The organism is Brevibacillus fluminis, assembly GCF_003710825.1.
Classification (GTDB): domain Bacteria; phylum Bacillota; class Bacilli; order Brevibacillales; family Brevibacillaceae; genus Brevibacillus_D; species Brevibacillus_D fluminis.
The window spans coordinates 109,286-128,349 of sequence record NZ_RHHQ01000006.1 but is presented as its reverse complement, the minus strand read 5'-3'; the positions used below and the strand labels follow the sequence as shown (position 1 = coordinate 128,349).

Annotated in this window: 16 protein-coding genes; 2 read left to right on the top strand and 14 right to left on the bottom strand. The window is 52.9% G+C overall.

Annotated features, from left to right (window positions below; all coding sequences use genetic code 11):
- Nucleotides 1–11 precede the first annotated feature (11 nt).
- From carB to EDM56_RS06220, 11 genes are all read right to left on the bottom strand, one after another.
- Nucleotides 12–3,224 (bottom strand): carbamoyl-phosphate synthase large subunit, encoded by a 3,213-nt coding sequence (gene carB / locus EDM56_RS06270; RefSeq protein WP_122917038.1) that lies wholly within the window; start codon nucleotides 3,222–3,224, stop codon nucleotides 12–14.
- The gene (locus tag EDM56_RS06265) at nucleotides 3,217–4,305 is read right to left on the bottom strand and encodes a carbamoyl phosphate synthase small subunit (protein WP_122917037.1); all 1,089 of its coding nucleotides are present in this window, start codon (nucleotides 4,303–4,305) and stop codon (nucleotides 3,217–3,219) included. The genes carB and EDM56_RS06265 overlap by 8 nt, the downstream gene beginning before the upstream one ends.
- A gap of 15 nt (nucleotides 4,306–4,320) precedes the next feature.
- Nucleotides 4,321–5,598, bottom strand: a complete 1,278-nt coding sequence (locus EDM56_RS06260; RefSeq protein WP_122917036.1) for a dihydroorotase — start codon at nucleotides 5,596–5,598, stop codon at nucleotides 4,321–4,323.
- Complete coding sequence (locus EDM56_RS06255; protein ID WP_122917035.1) at nucleotides 5,565–6,506, bottom strand: aspartate carbamoyltransferase catalytic subunit; 942 nt, start codon at nucleotides 6,504–6,506, stop codon at nucleotides 5,565–5,567. The genes EDM56_RS06260 and EDM56_RS06255 overlap by 34 nt, the downstream gene beginning before the upstream one ends.
- Before the next feature lie 195 nt (nucleotides 6,507–6,701).
- On the bottom strand, nucleotides 6,702–8,051 hold the full coding sequence (locus EDM56_RS06250; protein WP_122917034.1) for a solute carrier family 23 protein: 1,350 nt from the start codon (nucleotides 8,049–8,051) through the stop codon (nucleotides 6,702–6,704).
- A gap of 126 nt (nucleotides 8,052–8,177) precedes the next feature.
- Nucleotides 8,178–8,720 carry a bifunctional pyr operon transcriptional regulator/uracil phosphoribosyltransferase PyrR gene (pyrR, locus tag EDM56_RS06245; RefSeq protein ID WP_122917033.1) on the bottom strand — a complete coding sequence of 181 codons (543 nt, stop codon included), beginning with the start codon at nucleotides 8,718–8,720 and terminating at the stop codon, nucleotides 8,178–8,180.
- A gap of 258 nt (nucleotides 8,721–8,978) precedes the next feature.
- Complete coding sequence (locus EDM56_RS06240; RefSeq protein ID WP_122917032.1) at nucleotides 8,979–9,908, bottom strand: RluA family pseudouridine synthase; 930 nt, start codon at nucleotides 9,906–9,908, stop codon at nucleotides 8,979–8,981.
- A 12-nt stretch (nucleotides 9,909–9,920) separates the two neighbouring features.
- On the bottom strand, nucleotides 9,921–10,370 hold the full coding sequence (lspA, locus tag EDM56_RS06235) for a signal peptidase II (RefSeq protein WP_122917160.1): 450 nt from the start codon (nucleotides 10,368–10,370) through the stop codon (nucleotides 9,921–9,923).
- Nucleotides 10,371–10,497: 127 nt separating this feature from the next.
- Entirely contained in the window at nucleotides 10,498–11,151 is a 654-nt protein-coding gene (locus EDM56_RS06230; protein ID WP_122917031.1) for a serine/threonine protein kinase, read from the bottom strand.
- Between the two features lie 281 nt (nucleotides 11,152–11,432).
- Nucleotides 11,433–12,863: a phosphoglucomutase/phosphomannomutase family protein gene (locus tag EDM56_RS06225; protein ID WP_122917030.1), complete on the bottom strand. Its 1,431-nt coding sequence runs from the start codon at nucleotides 12,861–12,863 to the stop codon at nucleotides 11,433–11,435.
- Between the two features lie 33 nt (nucleotides 12,864–12,896).
- Entirely contained in the window at nucleotides 12,897–13,283 is a 387-nt protein-coding gene (locus EDM56_RS06220; RefSeq protein ID WP_122917029.1) for a DUF4912 domain-containing protein, read from the bottom strand.
- Between the two features lie 376 nt (nucleotides 13,284–13,659).
- On the opposite strand from EDM56_RS06220, the gene EDM56_RS06215 reads away from it, so the two are divergent.
- Both EDM56_RS06215 and EDM56_RS06210 read left to right on the top strand, forming a co-directional pair.
- The gene (locus tag EDM56_RS06215) at nucleotides 13,660–14,556 is read left to right on the top strand and encodes a permease (protein ID WP_183192311.1); all 897 of its coding nucleotides are present in this window, start codon (nucleotides 13,660–13,662) and stop codon (nucleotides 14,554–14,556) included.
- Nucleotides 14,557–14,569: 13 nt separating this feature from the next.
- On the top strand, nucleotides 14,570–15,565 hold the full coding sequence (locus EDM56_RS06210) for a TIGR03943 family putative permease subunit (RefSeq protein WP_246009286.1): 996 nt from the start codon (nucleotides 14,570–14,572) through the stop codon (nucleotides 15,563–15,565).
- A 282-nt stretch (nucleotides 15,566–15,847) separates the two neighbouring features.
- Here the strand turns inward: EDM56_RS06210 and rpmG are convergent, their stop codons facing one another.
- The 3 genes from rpmG to EDM56_RS06195 form a co-directional block, all read right to left on the bottom strand.
- Nucleotides 15,848–15,997, bottom strand: coding sequence for a 50S ribosomal protein L33 (rpmG, locus tag EDM56_RS06205; protein ID WP_122917026.1), 150 nt, complete (start codon nucleotides 15,995–15,997; stop codon nucleotides 15,848–15,850).
- A gap of 27 nt (nucleotides 15,998–16,024) precedes the next feature.
- Nucleotides 16,025–17,260 (bottom strand): GTP-binding protein, encoded by a 1,236-nt coding sequence (locus tag EDM56_RS06200; RefSeq protein WP_122917025.1) that lies wholly within the window; start codon nucleotides 17,258–17,260, stop codon nucleotides 16,025–16,027.
- 167 nt (nucleotides 17,261–17,427) lie between these two features.
- Nucleotides 17,428–19,050: a hypothetical protein gene (locus tag EDM56_RS06195; protein WP_122917024.1), complete on the bottom strand. Its 1,623-nt coding sequence runs from the start codon at nucleotides 19,048–19,050 to the stop codon at nucleotides 17,428–17,430.
- Between the last annotated feature and the right edge of the window lie 14 nt (nucleotides 19,051–19,064).

Genomic DNA, 19,064 nt, shown 5'->3' with positions numbered 1-19,064 from the left:
TTTCCTCCCTTTTATACCGTCACGGCTGATTTGCCGAGATTCATTTGCGGCATCGCTTCTGTCTGGAACGTGATCGTTTCCAGGACGTGCAGGAGCGCTTTCGCGGTATCGAGGGACGTCAGGCACGGAATGCCGTTCTCCACTGCTTCGCGGCGGATACGGAAGCCGTCGCGCTGAGGCGTTTTGCCTTTTGTCAGCGTGTTGATCACGATATTAGCCTGGCCGGTGCGAATCATATCGAGGATGTTCGGTACACCTTCTGCCAGTTTTTGTACGCGCGTCACGCTGAGGCCTGTTTGTTCGAGATAATCCGCTGTTCCCGTCGTCGCGATGATGCGGAAGCCGATGCGTTGGAAGCCTTTGATGATCTCAAGCGATTCTTCCTTGTCTTTGTCCGCCACCGTTACCAGAAGCGAGCCTTTTGTCGGGATGTTCATGCCTGCGGCGATCAGCCCTTTGTACAGCGCTTTAGCCAACGTCGTTTCACGGCCCATTACCTCGCCTGTCGACTTCATTTCCGGTCCGAGCGTAATGTCGACGCGGCGCAGCTTGGCGAACGAGAAGACCGGTACTTTGACGGAGACGATTTTTTCTTCTGGATGATAACCCGTCGCAAAGCCTTGCTCTGGGATCGATTGGCCCATGATCGCTTTTGTCGCGATGTTTGCCATCGGGATACCTGTCACTTTGGACAGGAACGGCACCGTACGGGACGAACGCGGGTTCACCTCGATCACATATGGGCGATCTTTGTAAATGACGAACTGGATGTTGAGCAAGCCTTTGATCTGCAGGGCACGCGCTAGCTTCGTCGTCATTTCGATCAACTCTTGCTTGATCTCTTCAGAGAGCGATTGCGGCGGATAAACCGCAATCGAGTCGCCGGAGTGCACGCCTGCGCGTTCGATATGTTCCATGATGCCAGGGATCAGGACGTTCTCGCCGTCGCAGATCGCATCTACTTCCGCTTCCGTTCCTTGCATGTAGCGGTCGATTAGGACAGGCTGCTCTGGGTTGATTTTTACCGCTTGCTCCATGTAGGAAGACAGCTCTTGCTGGTTATAGACGATTTCCATCGCACGTCCGCCGAGTACATAGGACGGGCGCACCAGTACCGGGAAGCCGAGCTCTTCCGCTACGTTCACCGCTTCCGCGACGGAGAAGACCGTTTTGCCAAGCGGCTGTGCCATATTCAGCTCGCGCAAGAGCGCTTCGAATTTTTCGCGGTTTTCCGCTGCATCGATGTTTTCCAGGCTGGTACCCAAAATTTTCACACCGCGCGCTTCCAGCTTGTCAGCCAGGTTGATTGCTGTTTGTCCGCCGAACTGGACGATGACGCCTTCCGGTTTTTCTTTGTCGATGATGTTCATGACATCTTCGATGTAGAGCGGCTCGAAATACAGACGGTCGGATGTATTGAAGTCGGTCGATACGGTTTCCGGGTTGTTGTTGACGATGACAGCCTCGTAGCCTGCTTCTTTAATCGCCCATACCGCATGGACGGTCGCATAGTCGAACTCGATTCCTTGACCGATCCGGATCGGACCGGAGCCCAGCACGATCACGCGCTTCTTGCCTGTTTCCACGCGCTCATCCTCTTGCTCATAGGTCGAGTAGTAGTATGGTGTCGCAGCTTCGAACTCGGCTGCGCAAGTGTCTACCATTTTGTAGACCGGGATAAAGCCATGCTGCTCACGCAGGCTGCGCACGTCCACTTCCGCCTTGCCGGAAAGCTCGGCGATTTTGCGGTCGGTAAAGCCCATCCGCTTCGCATCGTACAGCGTTTCTACGTCGATTCCGCTTTCCGCTATCGTTTTTTCCATCTCGACGATGTTGGCGAATTTGTGAAGGAAGAACAGGTCGATCTTGGTCAAGCTGTGGATCGCATCGATTGAGTAGCCACGACGCAGCGCCTCGCACACCAGGAACAAGCGCTCATCGTCAGGTGTGACCAGGCGTTTTCTCAGCTCTTCTTCGGAGATAGATGCAGCCTCTTTCATTTCCAGGTGGTATGCGCCCACTTCCAAGGAACGAACGGCTTTCATAATCGATTCTTCCAAGGTGCGGCCGATCGCCATGACCTCGCCTGTCGCTTTCATTTGCGTGCCGAGCTTGCGGTTCGCCGATTGGAATTTATCAAACGGCCAGCGCGGGATTTTGCTGACGATATAGTCCAGCGTTGGTTCAAAGCATGCGTATGTTTGGCCTGTCACCGGGTTTTTCAGCTCGTCGAGCGTGTAGCCGATGGCGATTTTCGCTGCCATTTTGGCGATCGGGTAACCGGTCGCTTTGGATGCGAGCGCCGAGGAACGGCTCACGCGCGGGTTTACCTCGATGACATAGTATTGGAAGCTGTATGGATCAAGCGCATATTGCACGTTGCAGCCGCCCTCGATCCCGAGTGCGCGGATGATGTTCAGTGCAGAAGAGCGCAGCATTTGATATTCACGGTCAGACAGCGTTTGGCTCGGTGCTACGACGATACTGTCCCCAGTATGAACTCCGACAGGGTCGATGTTTTCCATGTTGCAGACTACGATGCAGTTGTCGTTGGCATCGCGCATGACCTCGTACTCGACTTCCTTCATGCCAGCGATGCTTTTTTCGATCAGGCATTGGGTGATCGGCGAGTATTTCAGTCCGCTCGCCACGATGTCGCGGAGCGATTCTTCATCATCGCAAATACCGCCGCCAGTTCCGCCCAATGTGTAAGCCGGGCGCACGATGATCGGATAGCCGATCTCATTCGCGAAATCAACCGCTTCTTCAATCGTGCTGACAATCACGGAGTCTGGCACTGGCTCTTTCAGTTCATTCATCAGGGCACGGAACAGTTCACGGTCTTCCGCTTGCTTGATCGAGTCGAGGTTGGTTCCCAGCAGCTTCACGTTTTCGCGCTCCAGGACGCCCGCTTCTGCAAGTGCGACCGCCATGTTTAGACCAGTCTGTCCGCCCAAGGTCGGCAGAAGGCCGTCTGGCTTTTCCTGACGGATGACGCGCTCGACGAATTCAAGCGTGATTGGCTCGATATACACTTTGTCCGCCATGTTGGTATCGGTCATGATGGTAGCTGGGTTGGAGTTGATCAAAATAACCTCCATGCCCTCTTCCTTCAGTGCTTGGCACGCTTGTGTACCTGCATAGTCAAACTCTGCCGCTTGGCCGATTACGATTGGACCGGAGCCAATCACGAGAATTTTTTTCAAGTCTGTATTTTTAGGCATGTGTTTTGGCCTCCTTCGCTTTCGCAATCATATCGAGGAATTGATCGAACAGGTAACCGGAATCGTATGGACCCGGCGCCGCCTCTGGATGGTACTGTACCGAGAACGCGCGGTTTGCGACGTCGCGCACGCCTTCGATGGTATCGTCGTTCAAGGAAATGTGCGTGACTTCAAGCCCTGTTCCTTCAATCGACTCTGCCGTTACGGCATAGCCGTGGTTTTGTGAAGTGATGTATGTGCGACCTGTGGTCAGTTCTTTCACCGGTTGGTTTCCACCGCGGTGGCCGAATTTCATTTTTTGTGTGTCTGCGCCTTTCGCGAGCGACAGCAGCTGGTGTCCGAGGCAGATGCCGAACAGCGGATACTCGCCCAAGATGTCACGGATCATTTGGATCGCTTCCGGCACATCTTTCGGGTCGCCAGGGCCATTGGAGAGCATGATGCCGTCCGGCTCGATGCGGCGGATTTCTTCCGCAGTCGTGTTGTAAGGAACAACCACCACATCGCAGCCGCGCTTGGTCAGCTCGCGCAAAATGCCGTGCTTGGAACCGAAATCGACCAGTGCGATACGATGCCCGTTGCCAGGGCTGGAGAACACACTCTTGGTGGAGACGCGCGAAACTTGATCAGTCATCAGCTTGCTTGCCTGCAAGGTCGCAATCAGCTCTTCCGCCGGCGCCTCGCTCGTGGTAATGATTCCGCGCAATGTACCGAAATGACGGATTTTCCGCGTCAGCATGCGTGTATCAACGCCCGCGATGCCTGGGATATCGTACATTTTCAACAGCTCGTCGAGCGTCTTGGAGTTCCGCCAGTTGCTTGGCACATCGCAGTGCTCGCGTACGACAAACCCGTGGATGAACGGGCGCACCGATTCGAAATCGTCACGGTTGATCCCGTAGTTGCCTACCAGTGGATAGGTCATTACGACGATTTGTCCGCAGTAGGACGGGTCGGAGATAACCTCCTGATAGCCTGTCAAACCTGTATTAAATACAACCTCGCCAATCGATTCCGATGTAGCTCCGATTGCTTTCCCTACACATACCGTTCCATCTTCCAAAATCAGCCTTGCGCGCATGTTGCCGCCTCCTCTTTATCCGTTGTATACTACCTGGCCATTCACGATCGTCAGCACGGGCCAACCTTTGCACACCCAGCCGAAAAACGGTGTGTTGCGTCCTTTGCTCGCGAATTCATCAGGGTTGATTGCTTGTTCTTTCTCGAGGTCGATCACGGTCAAATCTGCCGGCTTGCCTTCTTTCAGCTCGCCATATGGCAGGTTAAATATTTCCGCCGGTCGTTTCGTCATTTTGTCCACCAGCTCTTTTAACGTCAGCTCACCGGTCAGGACAAAATGTGTGTATAGAAGTGGGAAGGCGGTTTCCAGTCCGACGATACCGAACGGCGCACGCTCCATCCCTTTCGCTTTTTCTTCTTCCGTATGCGGTGCATGATCGGTGGCGATCACATCGATCGTGCCATCCTTCAAGCCCGCGATCAGCGCTGCGCGGTCCTCGCGGGAACGCAGCGGCGGATTCATTTTCCAGCGCGTGTCCAAATTATCCGGAATGTCTTCGTCGCAAAGCAGCAGGTGGTGCGGTGACACTTCCGTCGTCACGTTCACCCCTGCGCGCTTACCGTCACGTACCAGGCGAACCGATTCCTTCGCGCTGATATGGCATACGTGGTAATGCGCGCCTGCTTCGCCGGCGAGCAAAATGTCGCGACCCACATGGATCGATTCAGAGAGCGATGGGATGCCTGGCAATCCGTGCTTTTTGCTGACTTCGCCTTCATGCAGGGCGCTGCCAGCTGGCACGAGCTCCTCGTCTTCGCAGTGCGCCACGATCGAGATGCCGAGCGCGGTCGCCTGCTTCATCGCCTCGCGCATCATCGCACTCGACTGGACGCCGACGCCATCATCCGTCAGCGCGAAAATGCCCGCTTCCTTCAGTGCGGCGAAATCGGTCAGCTCTTTGCCGAGCTCGCGAACCGTGATGGAGCCGTATGGGATGACGCGTGCTTTGCCCGCTTCCTCCGCTTTGTTCAAAATAAGTTCCACTGTCTCGACGGAATCGATCACCGGGCGCGTATTCGGCATGCAGGCTACAGTCGTGAATCCGCCGCGCACTGCGGATGCCGCGCCTGTCGCAATCGTTTCTTTCGCTTCAAAGCCTGGCTCGCGAAAATGCACGTGGACGTCGATGAGACCTGGCGAGACGAATTTGCCGCCTGCGTCGATTACCTCATGCCCTGCTGCTTCTATTTGATCGGCGATATGTAGAATCACGCCGTCTTCAATCAAAATGTCCTGCTTGATCAGTTCGCCTGCTTGATTTAGAAGTTTGCCGTTTTGAAGGATGATGCCCATTGTTTCTCTCCCCCGTTCAAAAGATTTTCTAGTACTGCCATGCGGACGGCCACACCGTTTGCCACCTGTGTGAAGATTTTCGATTTCTCGCTCTCCACCAGCTCGGAGGCGATTTCCACGTCGCGGTTGAATGGCGCCGGGTGCATGATGATCGCATGCGGCTTCATCTGAGCTGCGCGGCCGACCGTCAGGCCGTACGCCTGATGATACTCTTCCTTGCTCATGTCAAGCGTACCTGCGTGACGCTCAAGCTGGATGCGCAGCATCATTACCACATCCGCAGTGCGAACCGCTTCGTCCACCTCGACCACGCGTGTTCCCGGCGGTAGTTCAGCTGTGTCACGCATGAGCGATGCAGGTCCTGCTAGCATCAATTCTGCGCCTAAAGTCGGAAGGGCATGCAGGTGGGAACCGAGCACGCGGCTGTAGCGCAAATCACCGATGATGGCGATCTTCAAGCCTTGGATGCGTCCGAAATGCTGTTTGATGGTAAGTAGGTCAAGCAAGCACTGTGTCGGATGTTCATTCGTGCCATCGCCGGCGTTAACCAGCGTCATGTTCACCTTGTCGGCCAGCGTCTGCAAGAGCCCGTTTTCTGATGTACGGATCACCGCTGCCTCGACACCCATTGATTCAAGCGTTTTGAGCGTATCGTAGACGGTTTCGCCTTTTGTCGTGGATGATGATTCGGCCGCAAAGTTCAGCACGTGCGCGCCCAATCGTTTTTGTGCGACTTCAAAAGAAAAGCGGGTGCGGGTGCTGGGTTCGAGGAACACGTTGGCAACGAATTTTCCTTGCAGGGCGTCGGATTGAACGCCGCGCTCGTTTGCCCAATATGCTGCTCGTGCCAGTAGCATTTCAATCTCTTGTCTGGATCGATCTTTCATGCCGAGTAAATGATTTTTCATGCCTACACGCCTCCATTTTCTTTCGCTTGTCTTGCTTCTCTATAGAAAAAGCTTCTTGCCATACATAGCCGTTTTGGGTGGGCTGGTTGGGCAAGAAGCTTCTTTAACTGCTTCTACAGTGCAGGGCAAAGGAAGCCCTGCTTACCCTTACCAGCCTCTCGGGACCGATTTAAAAGGATTGCGAACTGTATTCTGTTATGCGATTTGTTTTTTCATCTCATCCGCCTGCGCCTGATCCTTGCCTGGCAAAACCGCATTCAGGATGATCCCAAAGAAAGTGGAGAACGCGATGTTATCGATTGTCAGGTTGCTCAGGAACGGAATGCTTTCAAAGCTGATTTTGTATCCGCCGATACCGGTGACCAAAATCGCTGCAGCGATGATCATGTTGCGTTTGTTGGCAAAGTCTACTTTGTTTTCGACGAACATCCGCAAGCCTTGCGCAGCGATGATCCCGAACAGGATGATCGAAACGCCGCCGAGCACCGGGGTCGGGATGGTCATCAAGAGCGCGCTGATTTTGCCGATGAAGGCGAACAGGATGGCGAATACCGCTGCAAGCGCGATGACCACGCGGCTGTAGACCCGGGTGATAGCCAAGACACCGATGTTTTCACCATACGTTGTATTCGGCGGTCCGCCGAGAAACGCTGCGAGCGTGGTCGCCACACCGTCACCTAAGAGCGAACGGTGCAGGCCCGGGTCTTTCATCAGATCGCGGTCCATGACTTTTCCGGTTACCAGCAGGTGGCCAAGATGCTCAGCCAGCGTAACGAACGCGATTGGCGCGATGATGAGCGCTGCGAGCCAGGAAGAAGGGGTTTTCATCGCTTCGACGACCAGACCGACTTTCAGGTGGCTGTGGAACATTTCCGAGAATCCAACGATCCAGCTTGCGTCCGTCACCAGGTTCCATTTGCTCATAATCAGGTCTGGATGGCGAACCAGCGTGTACAGATAACCTACGATGATACCGATCAAAATCGGGATGAGTGCGAAAAATCCGCGCAGCACAACCGCTGCAATTACCGTTACGATGACAGTCACCAACGAAATTTCCGCGGAGGTGAGCGAGAAGACCGATTGATTGTTTACCGTTACTTTCGTCGCCATGTCGACGGCTACACCGGATAAGCTCAAGCCGATGACCGCGATGATCGAGGCGATGACGACCGGAGGCAGAACGCGGTCGAGCCAGCGTACGCCCGCTTTGTAGACGATTCCCGACACCAGCATGTAGACTAGACCGGAGAGGAGGCCGCCGAGCAGTGCCACTCCCATGCCGTATGCGTGGGACACGGTGATGATCGGACCGATGAAGGCAAAGGACGATCCGACGTAGTTCGGAATTTTTCCTTTTGTGATGAGCAGGTACAAGAGCGTGCCGATTCCGCTCGTGAGCAGTGCTACCGATGGATCAAGTCCGACCAGGATCGGAACCAGTACCGTAGAGCCAAACATGGCGAATAAGTGCTGAATGCTGAGCGGCAAGAGCCGGGACGGTGCAGGTGTTTCATGGACATCGATAAAATTCTTTTGATTCATTGGGCTCCCCCTCATTTCTCTTTGTATTGTTTGCTTTTGGGCAAAAAAAATCTCTTTGTGCGCACACAAAGAGAGACGGTACAAAGTCTCCCCTTGCCAATCTCACGGGATTGGATTTAAAGAGGACTATTCCGATACTTGGGAAATCGTAACTTCTTCAGCGCCGTCGACATCTTCGAGCAGAACGGAAATGATCTCGCTTCGTGAAGTCGGCACGTTTTTGCCTACATAGTCAGGTCGGATCGGCAGCTCGCGGTGACCGCGGTCTACCAACACAGCCAACTGAATCATTTTGGGGCGGCCGTGGTCCATCAAGGCATCCAATGCCGCACGGACGGTCCGTCCCGTAAAGAGAACGTCATCGACCAGGATGATCGTCTTGCCTGTCACATCTTCCGGAATTTGCGCGCCGCGCAGCACCGCATCCTCCGCTTTGTGCGAAAGGTCATCGCGGTAAAACGTGATGTCCAGTTCGCCGACTGCCAGCTTGACGCTTTCGATCTGTTCGATCCGCTCGGCGAGGCGCTCCGCCAGGTACACACCGCGCGTCTTGATGCCGACGATGATGCAATCCTCGACGCCTTTGTTTTTCTCGATGATCTCGTGGGCAATGCGTGTCAACGCCCTGCGAATGGCTGCTTCATCCATCAATACGCTTTTTTCACCCATCGTACGCCTCTCCTCTTAGGAAGTTTGTCAATGAAACAAGAAAAAGCTTCTTGTCCACCTGACAAGAAGCTCGCTTGCGGAAAATAGGCAGACAGCCGGCGGCTGCAGCCTTCTTTTCCATATCCGAAGCCCTTGCCAGCCTCACAGGACTGGATTTAAAGGTTCACTTTGCATCTGCAATCAGTATGCCACCTTTGCGGATGGGTGTCAAGAAAAATAAATCTATCGATGTAAGGAAGGTTCAACTTACCCCGCTTCCTACTGCTGGCGCAAAAATGCAATCAGCTCTTTCATCTCCGTAGGCAACTCCGCCTCAAACTCCATGTACTCCCCTGTCCGAGGATGCTCGAAGCCGAGCGTTTTGGCATGCAGCGCCTGCCCGTCAAAATCGATGTTGCTCTTCATTCCGTATTTCGGGTCGCCGACGAGCGGATAGCCGATATATTTCATATGGACGCGGATTTGGTGCGTCCGGCCCGTTTCTAGCTTCAACTCAACCAATGTCGCATCAGCAAAACGCTCCAGCACGACAAAATGCGTGACAGCCGACTTGCTGTTTTCGAAGACAACCGCCATTTGCTGACGATTTTTTGGATCGCGGCCGATCGGCGCATCGATCGTGCCCATTTCATGCGGAATCACGCCGTTGACCAATGCTACATACTTGCGGTTGACTGAATGGTTTTTCAATTGCTCGGCAAGTCCCATATGAGCCTTGTCGTTTTTGGCGATCATCAAAAGACCGGAAGTATCCTTGTCGATTCGGTGCACGATGCCCGGACGCAATACGCCGTTGATCCCGGAAAGATCCTTGCAATGATGCATCAGGCCGTTGACCAGCGTGCCGCTGTAATGTCCCGGCGCCGGATGCACGACAAGTCCGCGCGGCTTATTGACCACCACGACATCAGCGTCTTCGAACACGATGTCCAAAGGCATTTCCTCAGCCTTGATCGCCAGCTCCCGCGGAGGTGGTACGCGCAGCGTGACCTCGTCATCTACCGCCACTTTATAATTGTTTTTAATCGGCTCACCGTTTACTGTGACGCGCCCTTCCTTTACCCATGCCTGTACTTGGGAACGCGACCAGTCTTCATTGGCCGATGTGATGAATTTGTCGATCCGCTCGCCCTTGTCGGCAGCCTCGACCGTCCAGTCGAAGCGTTCAAAAAGCGGGGTATTTTCCATAATGGTGTTCTCCTATCGTGTTCGTTTCGAATCAAAGAAAATGTCAAGCAGCAGGATGACGACCCCGATGGTGATCGCAGCATCCGCCACATTGAAGATCGGGAAATGGATCAGCACAAAATCGAGAAAATCGACGACTTGTCCATTTAAAGCGCGGTCGATAAAGTTACCGATCGCCCCACCCAGCACGAGCGAAAGACCGAGGGAAATGCGCGGCTGCGTGCGCCCGATACGGAACAGCGTCACGATGATGCCCGTGACGACCGCCAGGGTGATAATAATGAACAAAATCCGCTGATTTTGCAGAATTCCAAATGCCGCTCCCATATTGCGATGCGAGGTTAATTGGAAGACATTATCGATCAACGGGATCGATTCGCCCTGAACCATGTTTTTTACGATGGCGTACTTTGTCAATTGATCCAATAAAATGACTGCCAGTGCGTATAAGTAGTAAATCAACATCTTGTCCTCCTCTATCCCCTGCAAATGCATCATTAGAAAAAAAGCTCCATATGCGGTCAAAATCAAATTCTATCATATCGTCTCGTAAGCGGCAATGAAGTGCCCGTTTCCCAAGCGACCGTCCCTACAGCCGCATCGCCTCAAGCAGCCGGTGCACCTTCTTTACATACCGGTATCCTTTGCGAATGCCATCCAATACCCATAGCGGCACCTTCCACCCGCGGTCCTTGAGGAAAGGCAAATAAATCGCATTGTACGCTTTACGCAAATCGCGCCATTTCGTATCTTCCGCCTTGATGTAATAGTCGGACACATCGATCAAATAACCGCGCCCCAGATGCATCAGCACGTTTTTTCCATGCACGTCATGCGGATACAAGCCCCTTTTGCGCGCGAGCTCCAACGCTTCCTCCACATCCTCGATGACTTGCGGCGGGATGGGAATCCCGTGGCGAATGCAGTCGAACAGGGAGATGCCGTTCATCCGACGTATGACCAAATAATTGTCCCCATACTGATAGCAGACGGGAAAGTAACGCGTTTCCCCCAGCTTGCTGTACACCTCGATCTCTTTTTCAATCCCAGGCCGTCCCGGCGCATACACTTTCACGACCAGCTCGGGATAATCAGGGTGACCAAATACGCCCGCATAGTTGCCGGTCCCGACCAGCTCCCATGGATGGGGCGTATACGAAACGACGATCGGGTCATCTGGTGACGGACTTTTCAATCGCACCTGATGCAAAAATTCGGTTAACACAGATTCTTCGATTTTCATCGTTCACTGTCTCGCTCCCACGTCTTACCAATAGTGTCAAGCAGCAGACCTTTGCGGTAGCAGCTTTACTTCATACAAAAATACGTTTCTATTCTACCATTGTTTACAATCCAGCTAAAGCTGGAAAACTTGGCTCTTTAAGTGTTTAGAAAACCTGGCTACGCCATGCTTTTTGGCGGAGCCGCGGTTGCCCTTATACTGGATAAGAATTTTATAAATTCTTATCTGTACAAAAAAAGCGCCCCTTCCGCGTTCTTACGCTGTCAGGGCGCCTTTTAGGTTTATTCGTCATCGTGCAAATCCCGGAACCAATCAGAAACCGTCTCTTGTAGTCCGCCAAGCTCCTCCAGCGAACCCGCCTCACAATAAATCCGCACCAGCGGCTCCGTCCCGGACGGACGAATCAGCAGCCATTGTTCGTTATCTAGCTGCAGCTTGATCCCGTCTTTTTGGTCGACGCCCCGAACCTCATAGCTACCGATCTGGACGGGCGGCTTTTCTCTTATTTGATTAAGCCATTCGCTGTTTCCCCGCGTTTTCAGATCGAGGCGGGTGCTAAAAAATTCGCCATACTCGCCATGCAGCTCAGCCAAAATGTCCGTAATGCTTTTCTTTTCCCACGCGCACATTTCGGCAATCAGCAAGTTCGTCAAAATACCGTCCTTTTCCGGTATATGCCCCATAATGCTGCAACCGCCGCTTTCTTCCCCGCCGATGAGTACGTCTCCTGCCATCATCTCGGTGCCAACATACTTGAAGCCGACTGGTGTCTCCACGCTATCCAGCCCATGCTGACGGGCAATTCGATCAAGCAGATGCGTCGTCGCGACTGTACGAACGATCCGCCCGGTCTGCTTGCGGTTTTTGATGAGGTGGCGCGCGAGCAGCGCAAGCACCTGATTAGGCGGGATATACCGTCCGTCAGCAGCGACGACGCCGAATCGATCCGCATCGCCGTCATTCGCTAGCCCAAGGTCAGCGCGTGCATGGCGTATTTCCTCTTTGAGTTCTGCCAGATGTTTGTCATTGGGCTCCGGCAGCTCACCGCCAAACATCGGGTCCTCATAATCGCGGATGGTCGTCACTTTCAGCCCGTTTTCTTTCAAAATGGTGCTGACATAGCCGATCCCGGCGCCGTGCATCGCATCGACCACGATATGCAGAGCGGCTCCACGAAGCACATCAAAACGGATCATCCGACGAAGATGCGCCTCGTAGTGCGGGCGCAAATAAATGTATTGCAGCTTCCGTTTGCTCGCCGCTTCTTCTAGACTGATCCGGTTCACCTCACGTTTTTGCTGCACCTGATGGATTAACTGCTCCAACCGGATCGTGATCGGGTTCGTGGCAGGTCCGGCATAATCGGGTATGTACTTGATTCCGTTGTAGTGCGGAGGATTGTGGCTTGCTGTGATCATGACCGCACCGCTCGCGGCAAAATGCCTCACTCCAAAAGCGACGACCGGGGTCGGCGTCGGTTCGTTCACCAAATAGGCGGTGATTCCGTTGGCTGCCAGTACGCTCGCTACCTCTTGCGCGAATGCCCGCCCCATGAATCGCGTATCATGGCCGACGATGATTCCTTGTTGCTGCTGCTGATTTTCGATCGTATAGTGAGCAATCGCCTGTGCGACGATTCGTACGTTTTCCATTGTGAATTGATCGGCGATCACCGCTCTCCACCCGTCCGTCCCAAACCGTATGTCGCTCATCCGGCGTCCCTCCTTCACATCCCCTGACCGGCATCACATCGCGTTGACCGCGATCGGCTCCGACCGTAAGATGGGGTAAAACTTATCCTGATGGAAAAAACCATAATCTACAATATAAATGCGATTCTCGACAATTTCGGAAATTTCTTTCGCATTCGCGCCTGCCGACGACTCGTTGATCATAAAATCACGTATTGTTTGGCGGTCGAGCGAATCGGTTGCATCATACAATCGTAGCCCTTGCTTGATGCAGCGCTCATCGGCTTCAAGATACGAGGCGACCATTCTCATCCGTGTTTGCGACATTTTCCAACGCACATAGAGTGTGGCGGCGGCACGCTGGTAAACGAGCATGGCTTGTATATGTGGCTGCTCATCGAGCGGAACGGTATCCCATTTTGGGTTACGATCAGTCATCATCTGGTTTTACGCCCCTTTCTCTTGTACCCATTTCGCGAATCATGTCTGTAACCAAGTATACTGAACCAAATCAGCGATGACTGTCGAATGCTCGGCGCATTTTGTTACTTCTTTTGTCGAGTAATCCTTCCAAATCGATTGGATTTGCCTGCTGCAAACGTCCGCCCCTACTCATCTTATGCAGCTTCACCTCATTCGATGGTAGCGAAAAATTGTGAATGCAGCGTTAAAATCATGCATGGTTTGTCCTCTCGCTCATAAAGTAATGGAAACCATTGTGGTCAGGAATACGGCTTGTCGAAAAGATACGCATTGCAAACAAGAATAATTCCGGTTTATAGTTACGTTATTGATTTTCGTAAGGAGGGACACCCCCTTGGAACGTTGGCTCGATGTGAAAACCCTGTTTCTCAGCATCCTCCTGGAAGCTGTCCCGTTTGTGCTGCTGGGTGTGTTTTTCTCCGCACTCATCCAAACGTTCGTAACCGACGAACAAATCAGGCGCTGGACGCCGAAGCATCCGCTTGTGGCATTGCCGTTTGCCTCTTTGCTTGGCTTCCTTTTCCCAGTTTGCGAATGCGCGATCATTCCCATTGTGCGCCGTCTGATCCACAAAGGCATGCCTCCCTCTGTCGGGGTCACATTTCTATTGGCAGGACCGATTGTCAATCCGGTCGTGATGGCAGCTACTTACACCGCCTTTATCAAGCAGCCAGAAATGGTTGTCTATCGTAGCGTACTTGCGCTCGTCACCGCACTTTTGGTCGGCGCGTTCGTCCTGTTTTTTTTCCGGAATCGGGTGCTACGTTACGGTGCGGAAGAAACATCCGCACATTCCTCGCGCGGTTCCTCCGGCATATTCGCCGTGTTCAGCCATGCGGTGGACGAATTTTTTGATATGGGAAAATATTTGATCTTTGGTGCTTTGGTCAGCTCGATTCTGCAAGTTTTTCTTTCGCGCGACACGCTTAGCGCATTGGGACAAACTCCCCTCGCCTCACACCTGGTTATGATGGGACTGGGATATATTTTTTCACTTTGCTCTGAGGCCGATGCGTTCATCGCGGCTTCCTTTGGCAACACGTTTAGCACGAGTTCGCTCTTGGCATTCCTCGTGTTCGGACCGATGATCGATTTGAAAAACACGCTCATGCTGCTCGGTTCGTTCCGCTTTGCCTTTGTTGCTGCACTGATCGCGGTCACCACTGTTATCGTGCTGGTTTTGTCCTTGGTTTGCGGAATTTGGCTCGATCCACACACCTTATACCGTTAGGAGGGAGACCATTTTGCGTGCAACATTCAGCTTTCACTATTTTTTGCGCTCCTACATATTGCTCGGATTCACCGTGCTTTTGACCAAGCTGTTGATCACGGGCGACATTCAGTATTACCTGGCCCCTCGCTTACACATGCTCTGCTACGTTACGCTCGGGATCATGATCCTGCTTACTATCGCGTGCCTGACGCAAGCGATTACCGGCGCGAAAGCAAACGATTGCGACTGCGGCGGCGATCACGGATTGCCACGCGGCGTGATTCGTTCGACACTGTTCTATGGGTTGTTCATTTTACCATTAGCGATGGGCTTTTTGCTCCCGCACAAGATTTTAGGCAGCGAACTTGCGCAGAAAAAAGGCGTCAACTTGCTCGCCGGAAACGCAAAGGAACTGATCGCCAAGCAATCGTCGTTATCGCCAAGTAAAGCGGGGAGCCAAGCGCCCGCACAGCCGGATAGCACAACGTCACCTGCCCAATCGCCAGCGTTACCCCAAACCATGGAAACACCGAAGCAACAGAGCAAAAAGCTGAGGGATGCAGAGATCCGAAATATGTTTCAATCCAATAACTTTGGCGACTATTACACCGACATTGCCATGTTTATGTACAAGCAGCCGATCATTAACATGGACGACAAGCTGTTTCTTGACGGCTTGACGATTCTCGATTTGTATCCGAAAGAATTCGAGGGCCACGAGCTCGAGACGACCGGCTTCGTGTATCGACAGCCTGATTTTTCCGGCTCTGAATTTGTCGTGGCGCGCTTCACGGTCTCATGCTGTACTGCCGATGCGACTGTGGCAGGCGTGTTGGTCGATGCCAAAAATGCCAAAGCTTTTGCCACGGATTCGTGGGTGAAGGTAAAAGGCACGCTTACGATGACAAGCTTGAACGGAAGCCAGTTCCTCATGTTGAAAGCGGAACAGATTACGCCAGTCAAAGCTCCGAAAACACCTTACGTATACCTCTCCGGAACCGGAGCCGGAACAGCTAACGGGCCGTAAAACCCGCTTGCAGCAAAATCCTCATCCGCCTTGGGACAACTATAACCGACACCATGGCGGAAGACTGCATATCATGCCACTAGAGTGGACCTGTTGGGAGGGTATTTGCTTGGCAAGAAGACGGCACAATCGCACGTTCCGAATCACCTTGAAGCCTGGAGAAAGCGTCTTGGTTGGACCCGTGAGGCGCAGGCGGACGAAGCTGACATGACCCATACTCAAGAAAAAAAGAAAGCTGCCATGATTGCACACATGGTAGCTTTCTTTTTGCATTGTACCGTTTTACTTCGTTTCACGGTGAAGGGTATAGCGCTTGAGACGCGGCGAATATTTTTTCAGCTCCAACCGCTCTGGATTGTTCCGCTTGTTTTTTGATGTGATGTAGTTTCGGTCTCCTGTTTCTATACATTGCAAAATGACGGTTACACGCATGGTCATTCTCCTTGTCTGTTCATGAGTTTAAGAGTGAAGCGCTACCTCGACGACCGTGCTCTCGGTCGGGAGCGGATCAGGCAGCTGGCTCCAGTCACCTGCCAGCTCTTCTTCTGTCAAAAGGCAGGCGTCCAGCGTGCGGATCAATTCTTCCTTGTTCATGTCGATGCCGATCAGCACCAGTTCATTGATGCGATCGCCGAACTCCGGATGCCACGATTCTTGTTGGTCCGGGTCTTCAGCCAGCGCGAGCAGCCGCTCTCGACCGGTAAGTGCGGCCACCCATTGCCCGGCAGTCCCCACTTGGATGGATGGTCCAGCTTGGCTCAAAGTCATAGCCCAATCAGGACGAGTCGCCAGCCAGAAGAACCCTTTTGCCCGTACGACCGCTTCCGGCCACTCTTCGAGCCATGCTGCGAGACGTGCAGGATGAAACGGCTCACGACGGCGGTACACGAAAGAGGAAATCCCGTACTCTTCCGTTTCGGGCGTGTGGCTTTCTATCTCCAGCTCCTTGATCCAACCTGCCGACATACTTGCCTTTTCGAAATCGAACAAGCCCGTATTTACGATGTGTGCCGGATCCACTACGCCCTTTTCGGCACGGATGAAACGGGCTGTCGGCTGCAGCTTGCGCAAAACGAGCTCGAGCTCTGCCAAATCGTCCGGATCCACCATGTCGCATTTGTTTAGGATCAACACATCGCAAAACTCAATCTGGTCGATCAAAAGATCCACGACCTCGCGGGTATCCTGTTCATCGACCGCCTGGTTGCGTGAAAGCAAGGTTTCGCCTGAAGAAAAGTCGTGCCAAAATCGATACGCATCGACGACGGTGACCATCGTGTCCAGACGGCAGACCGCCGACAAATCAATGCCGTTTTCTTCATCGACATAGGTGAATGTCTGCGCGACCGGAACCGGTTCGCCGATCCCGGTCGATTCGATTAATATGTAATCGTACCGATTCGCCTCTACCAGCCTCTGCACCTCAACCAGCAAATCTTCACGCAAGGTGCAGCAGATGCAGCCGTTCGACATCTCCACCACTTTTTCATCCGTGCGCGATACGCCTCCGCCCTCTTTCACCAGCTCCGCATCGATATTTAACTCGCTCAAGTCGTTCACGATGACGGCAACGCGCAGCCCCTGTCGATTATTCAGCACATGATTGAGGATCGTTGTTTTTCCAGCCCCCAAGTAGCCGCTCAACACGGTTACCGGGATGCGTTTTGTTGCACTTTGTTGCTTCTCTTGTTCCATGCAAGGTTCGCCCCTTCTCGTTTGCTTTTTACACAAAACGTAATAATTACGATTTATAAAAAAGAATACATAAGCTGATTGCATTAGTCAAGATAAATCGTAATGATTATTATTTATGACGGGAATAAAAATGCGAGCTCCACATGGGAACCCGCGCTTCTTTTTGCTTATTGATTACCGCCTGCTTCAGACGTTTCCATTTTTACCGCCACCGGTTTTGGCTCAGGCAACGGTCGTTGAATGTAGCCTGTAATATTGGTGAGATCCATGAACGCCTTTTTGCTTTCCATCAGCGTCGCCAAATCGCTGTCCATCTGGCCGTAAAGGACGATCAGCATCTGCTGGGTTTGCCATAGATCGTCATAGGTGAGAAACGGATAGTCCGCCATCCCCATTTGTCCGCTTGGCAAATAGGCATAATGCAGGTCGAGATTTTCCTTGATCCAGCTTGCCGTCGAGTTTTTCACTCCTTGCAGCAGCTTTTGCGCCTGTTCCTCATAGACCGGTAGTTTCGTTTCCGTAAACATTTCCAACAAAAATTTGGTTTCCTGCAATTGATGATTGAGCGAACTGTGCGTCGGTTTGAAAGGTTTCGCCAAATGAGCGTAATCGCTGACCAGCCATCCTTCTTTCGGCCCCTGTAGCACAAAGTGATTCTTCTCCACGTGCTCGAGGAAAAACTGCGCATAGCGGTTGGCCGCGTTCCAGAAGCGGACATCTTTATATTTGTGATAGCCTCTCAAAAGCACGATCGCCATATCGGTGTTGAAACGCGTATCATAAAAGCCTGGCTGCACGTCATATAGCCCTCTCAACCAGGATGACCCGGGCTGTGTTTCCCAATACCCCAGCTGATTCTGATTCGTCAGAATGACCGAGAGCATCACCCAGCCCAAGTCGTCTGCAGCTTGACTGCCGCCTGTCATGACAAACGATTTCGCCACATAGTTGATCGGAATCCGCCAGTACAAATTGGGGCCATGTGGCTCATAGGTTGCTGGCGTTTTTACGTAGAAGCCGTCCCATGACCATTTTTGCTGATCATGCAGATCGAGCAGAAGCCAGATCGCAGGCAAATTTGGCTTCGACCAATCGACCAGCGGCTTCGCAGAACTCAATGACCATACTTCTCCGATCGACCCTTTTTCCTGTGGAAACTTGACGGTTAACTCATAGCCTGCAGCCGTTTGCTTGACTGCGATCGGATACTGATTCGCCCTATACTCCAGCGTATGGTTTGCTCTGCTGATATATCGCTCGGGATAGCTTATCAGCATATGCGTCTGATCCGTATCGATGAAAACGGTCGTGGCCGGCAGCACCGCGCCGAGCGGTCCCGTTTTCCATTCGCGCGTCAGCTTTTTGTTCGCGTCTGCCTTTTGCGCGACGTACCGGATCGTCCCGTTGCGTCCCGGCACGACAATTTTCTGTATGTATGGCGTTTTGGACGTCACGGCGAATTCCATGCGCTCCATCCAATAGCGATCTTGATTCGGAAAAGTCACCGTACGCACTTTCCGCTGCCCCTGTGCAACCTTCCCAGCTGTAACGGTCTCTTTTGGCAGCTGCGCTGCCGGGGTATTTTGCTGGGATAATGCCGCTGGCGTGCTTGTTGGTTGTACCACTTGTGCATTTTGCTGCTGCTGCGCTGGCTCGATACCTCCCAGCTGCTCTACAGGCTCGCTTCCTGTGGGCTGAACAGGAGCCATGCTCTCTGCAAAGCTTGTCACTGGTAGCGAGAACACAGCCATGACGACCATCCATACGATCAGGATTGATCCTCTTTTCATCGTTTCCCCCTACC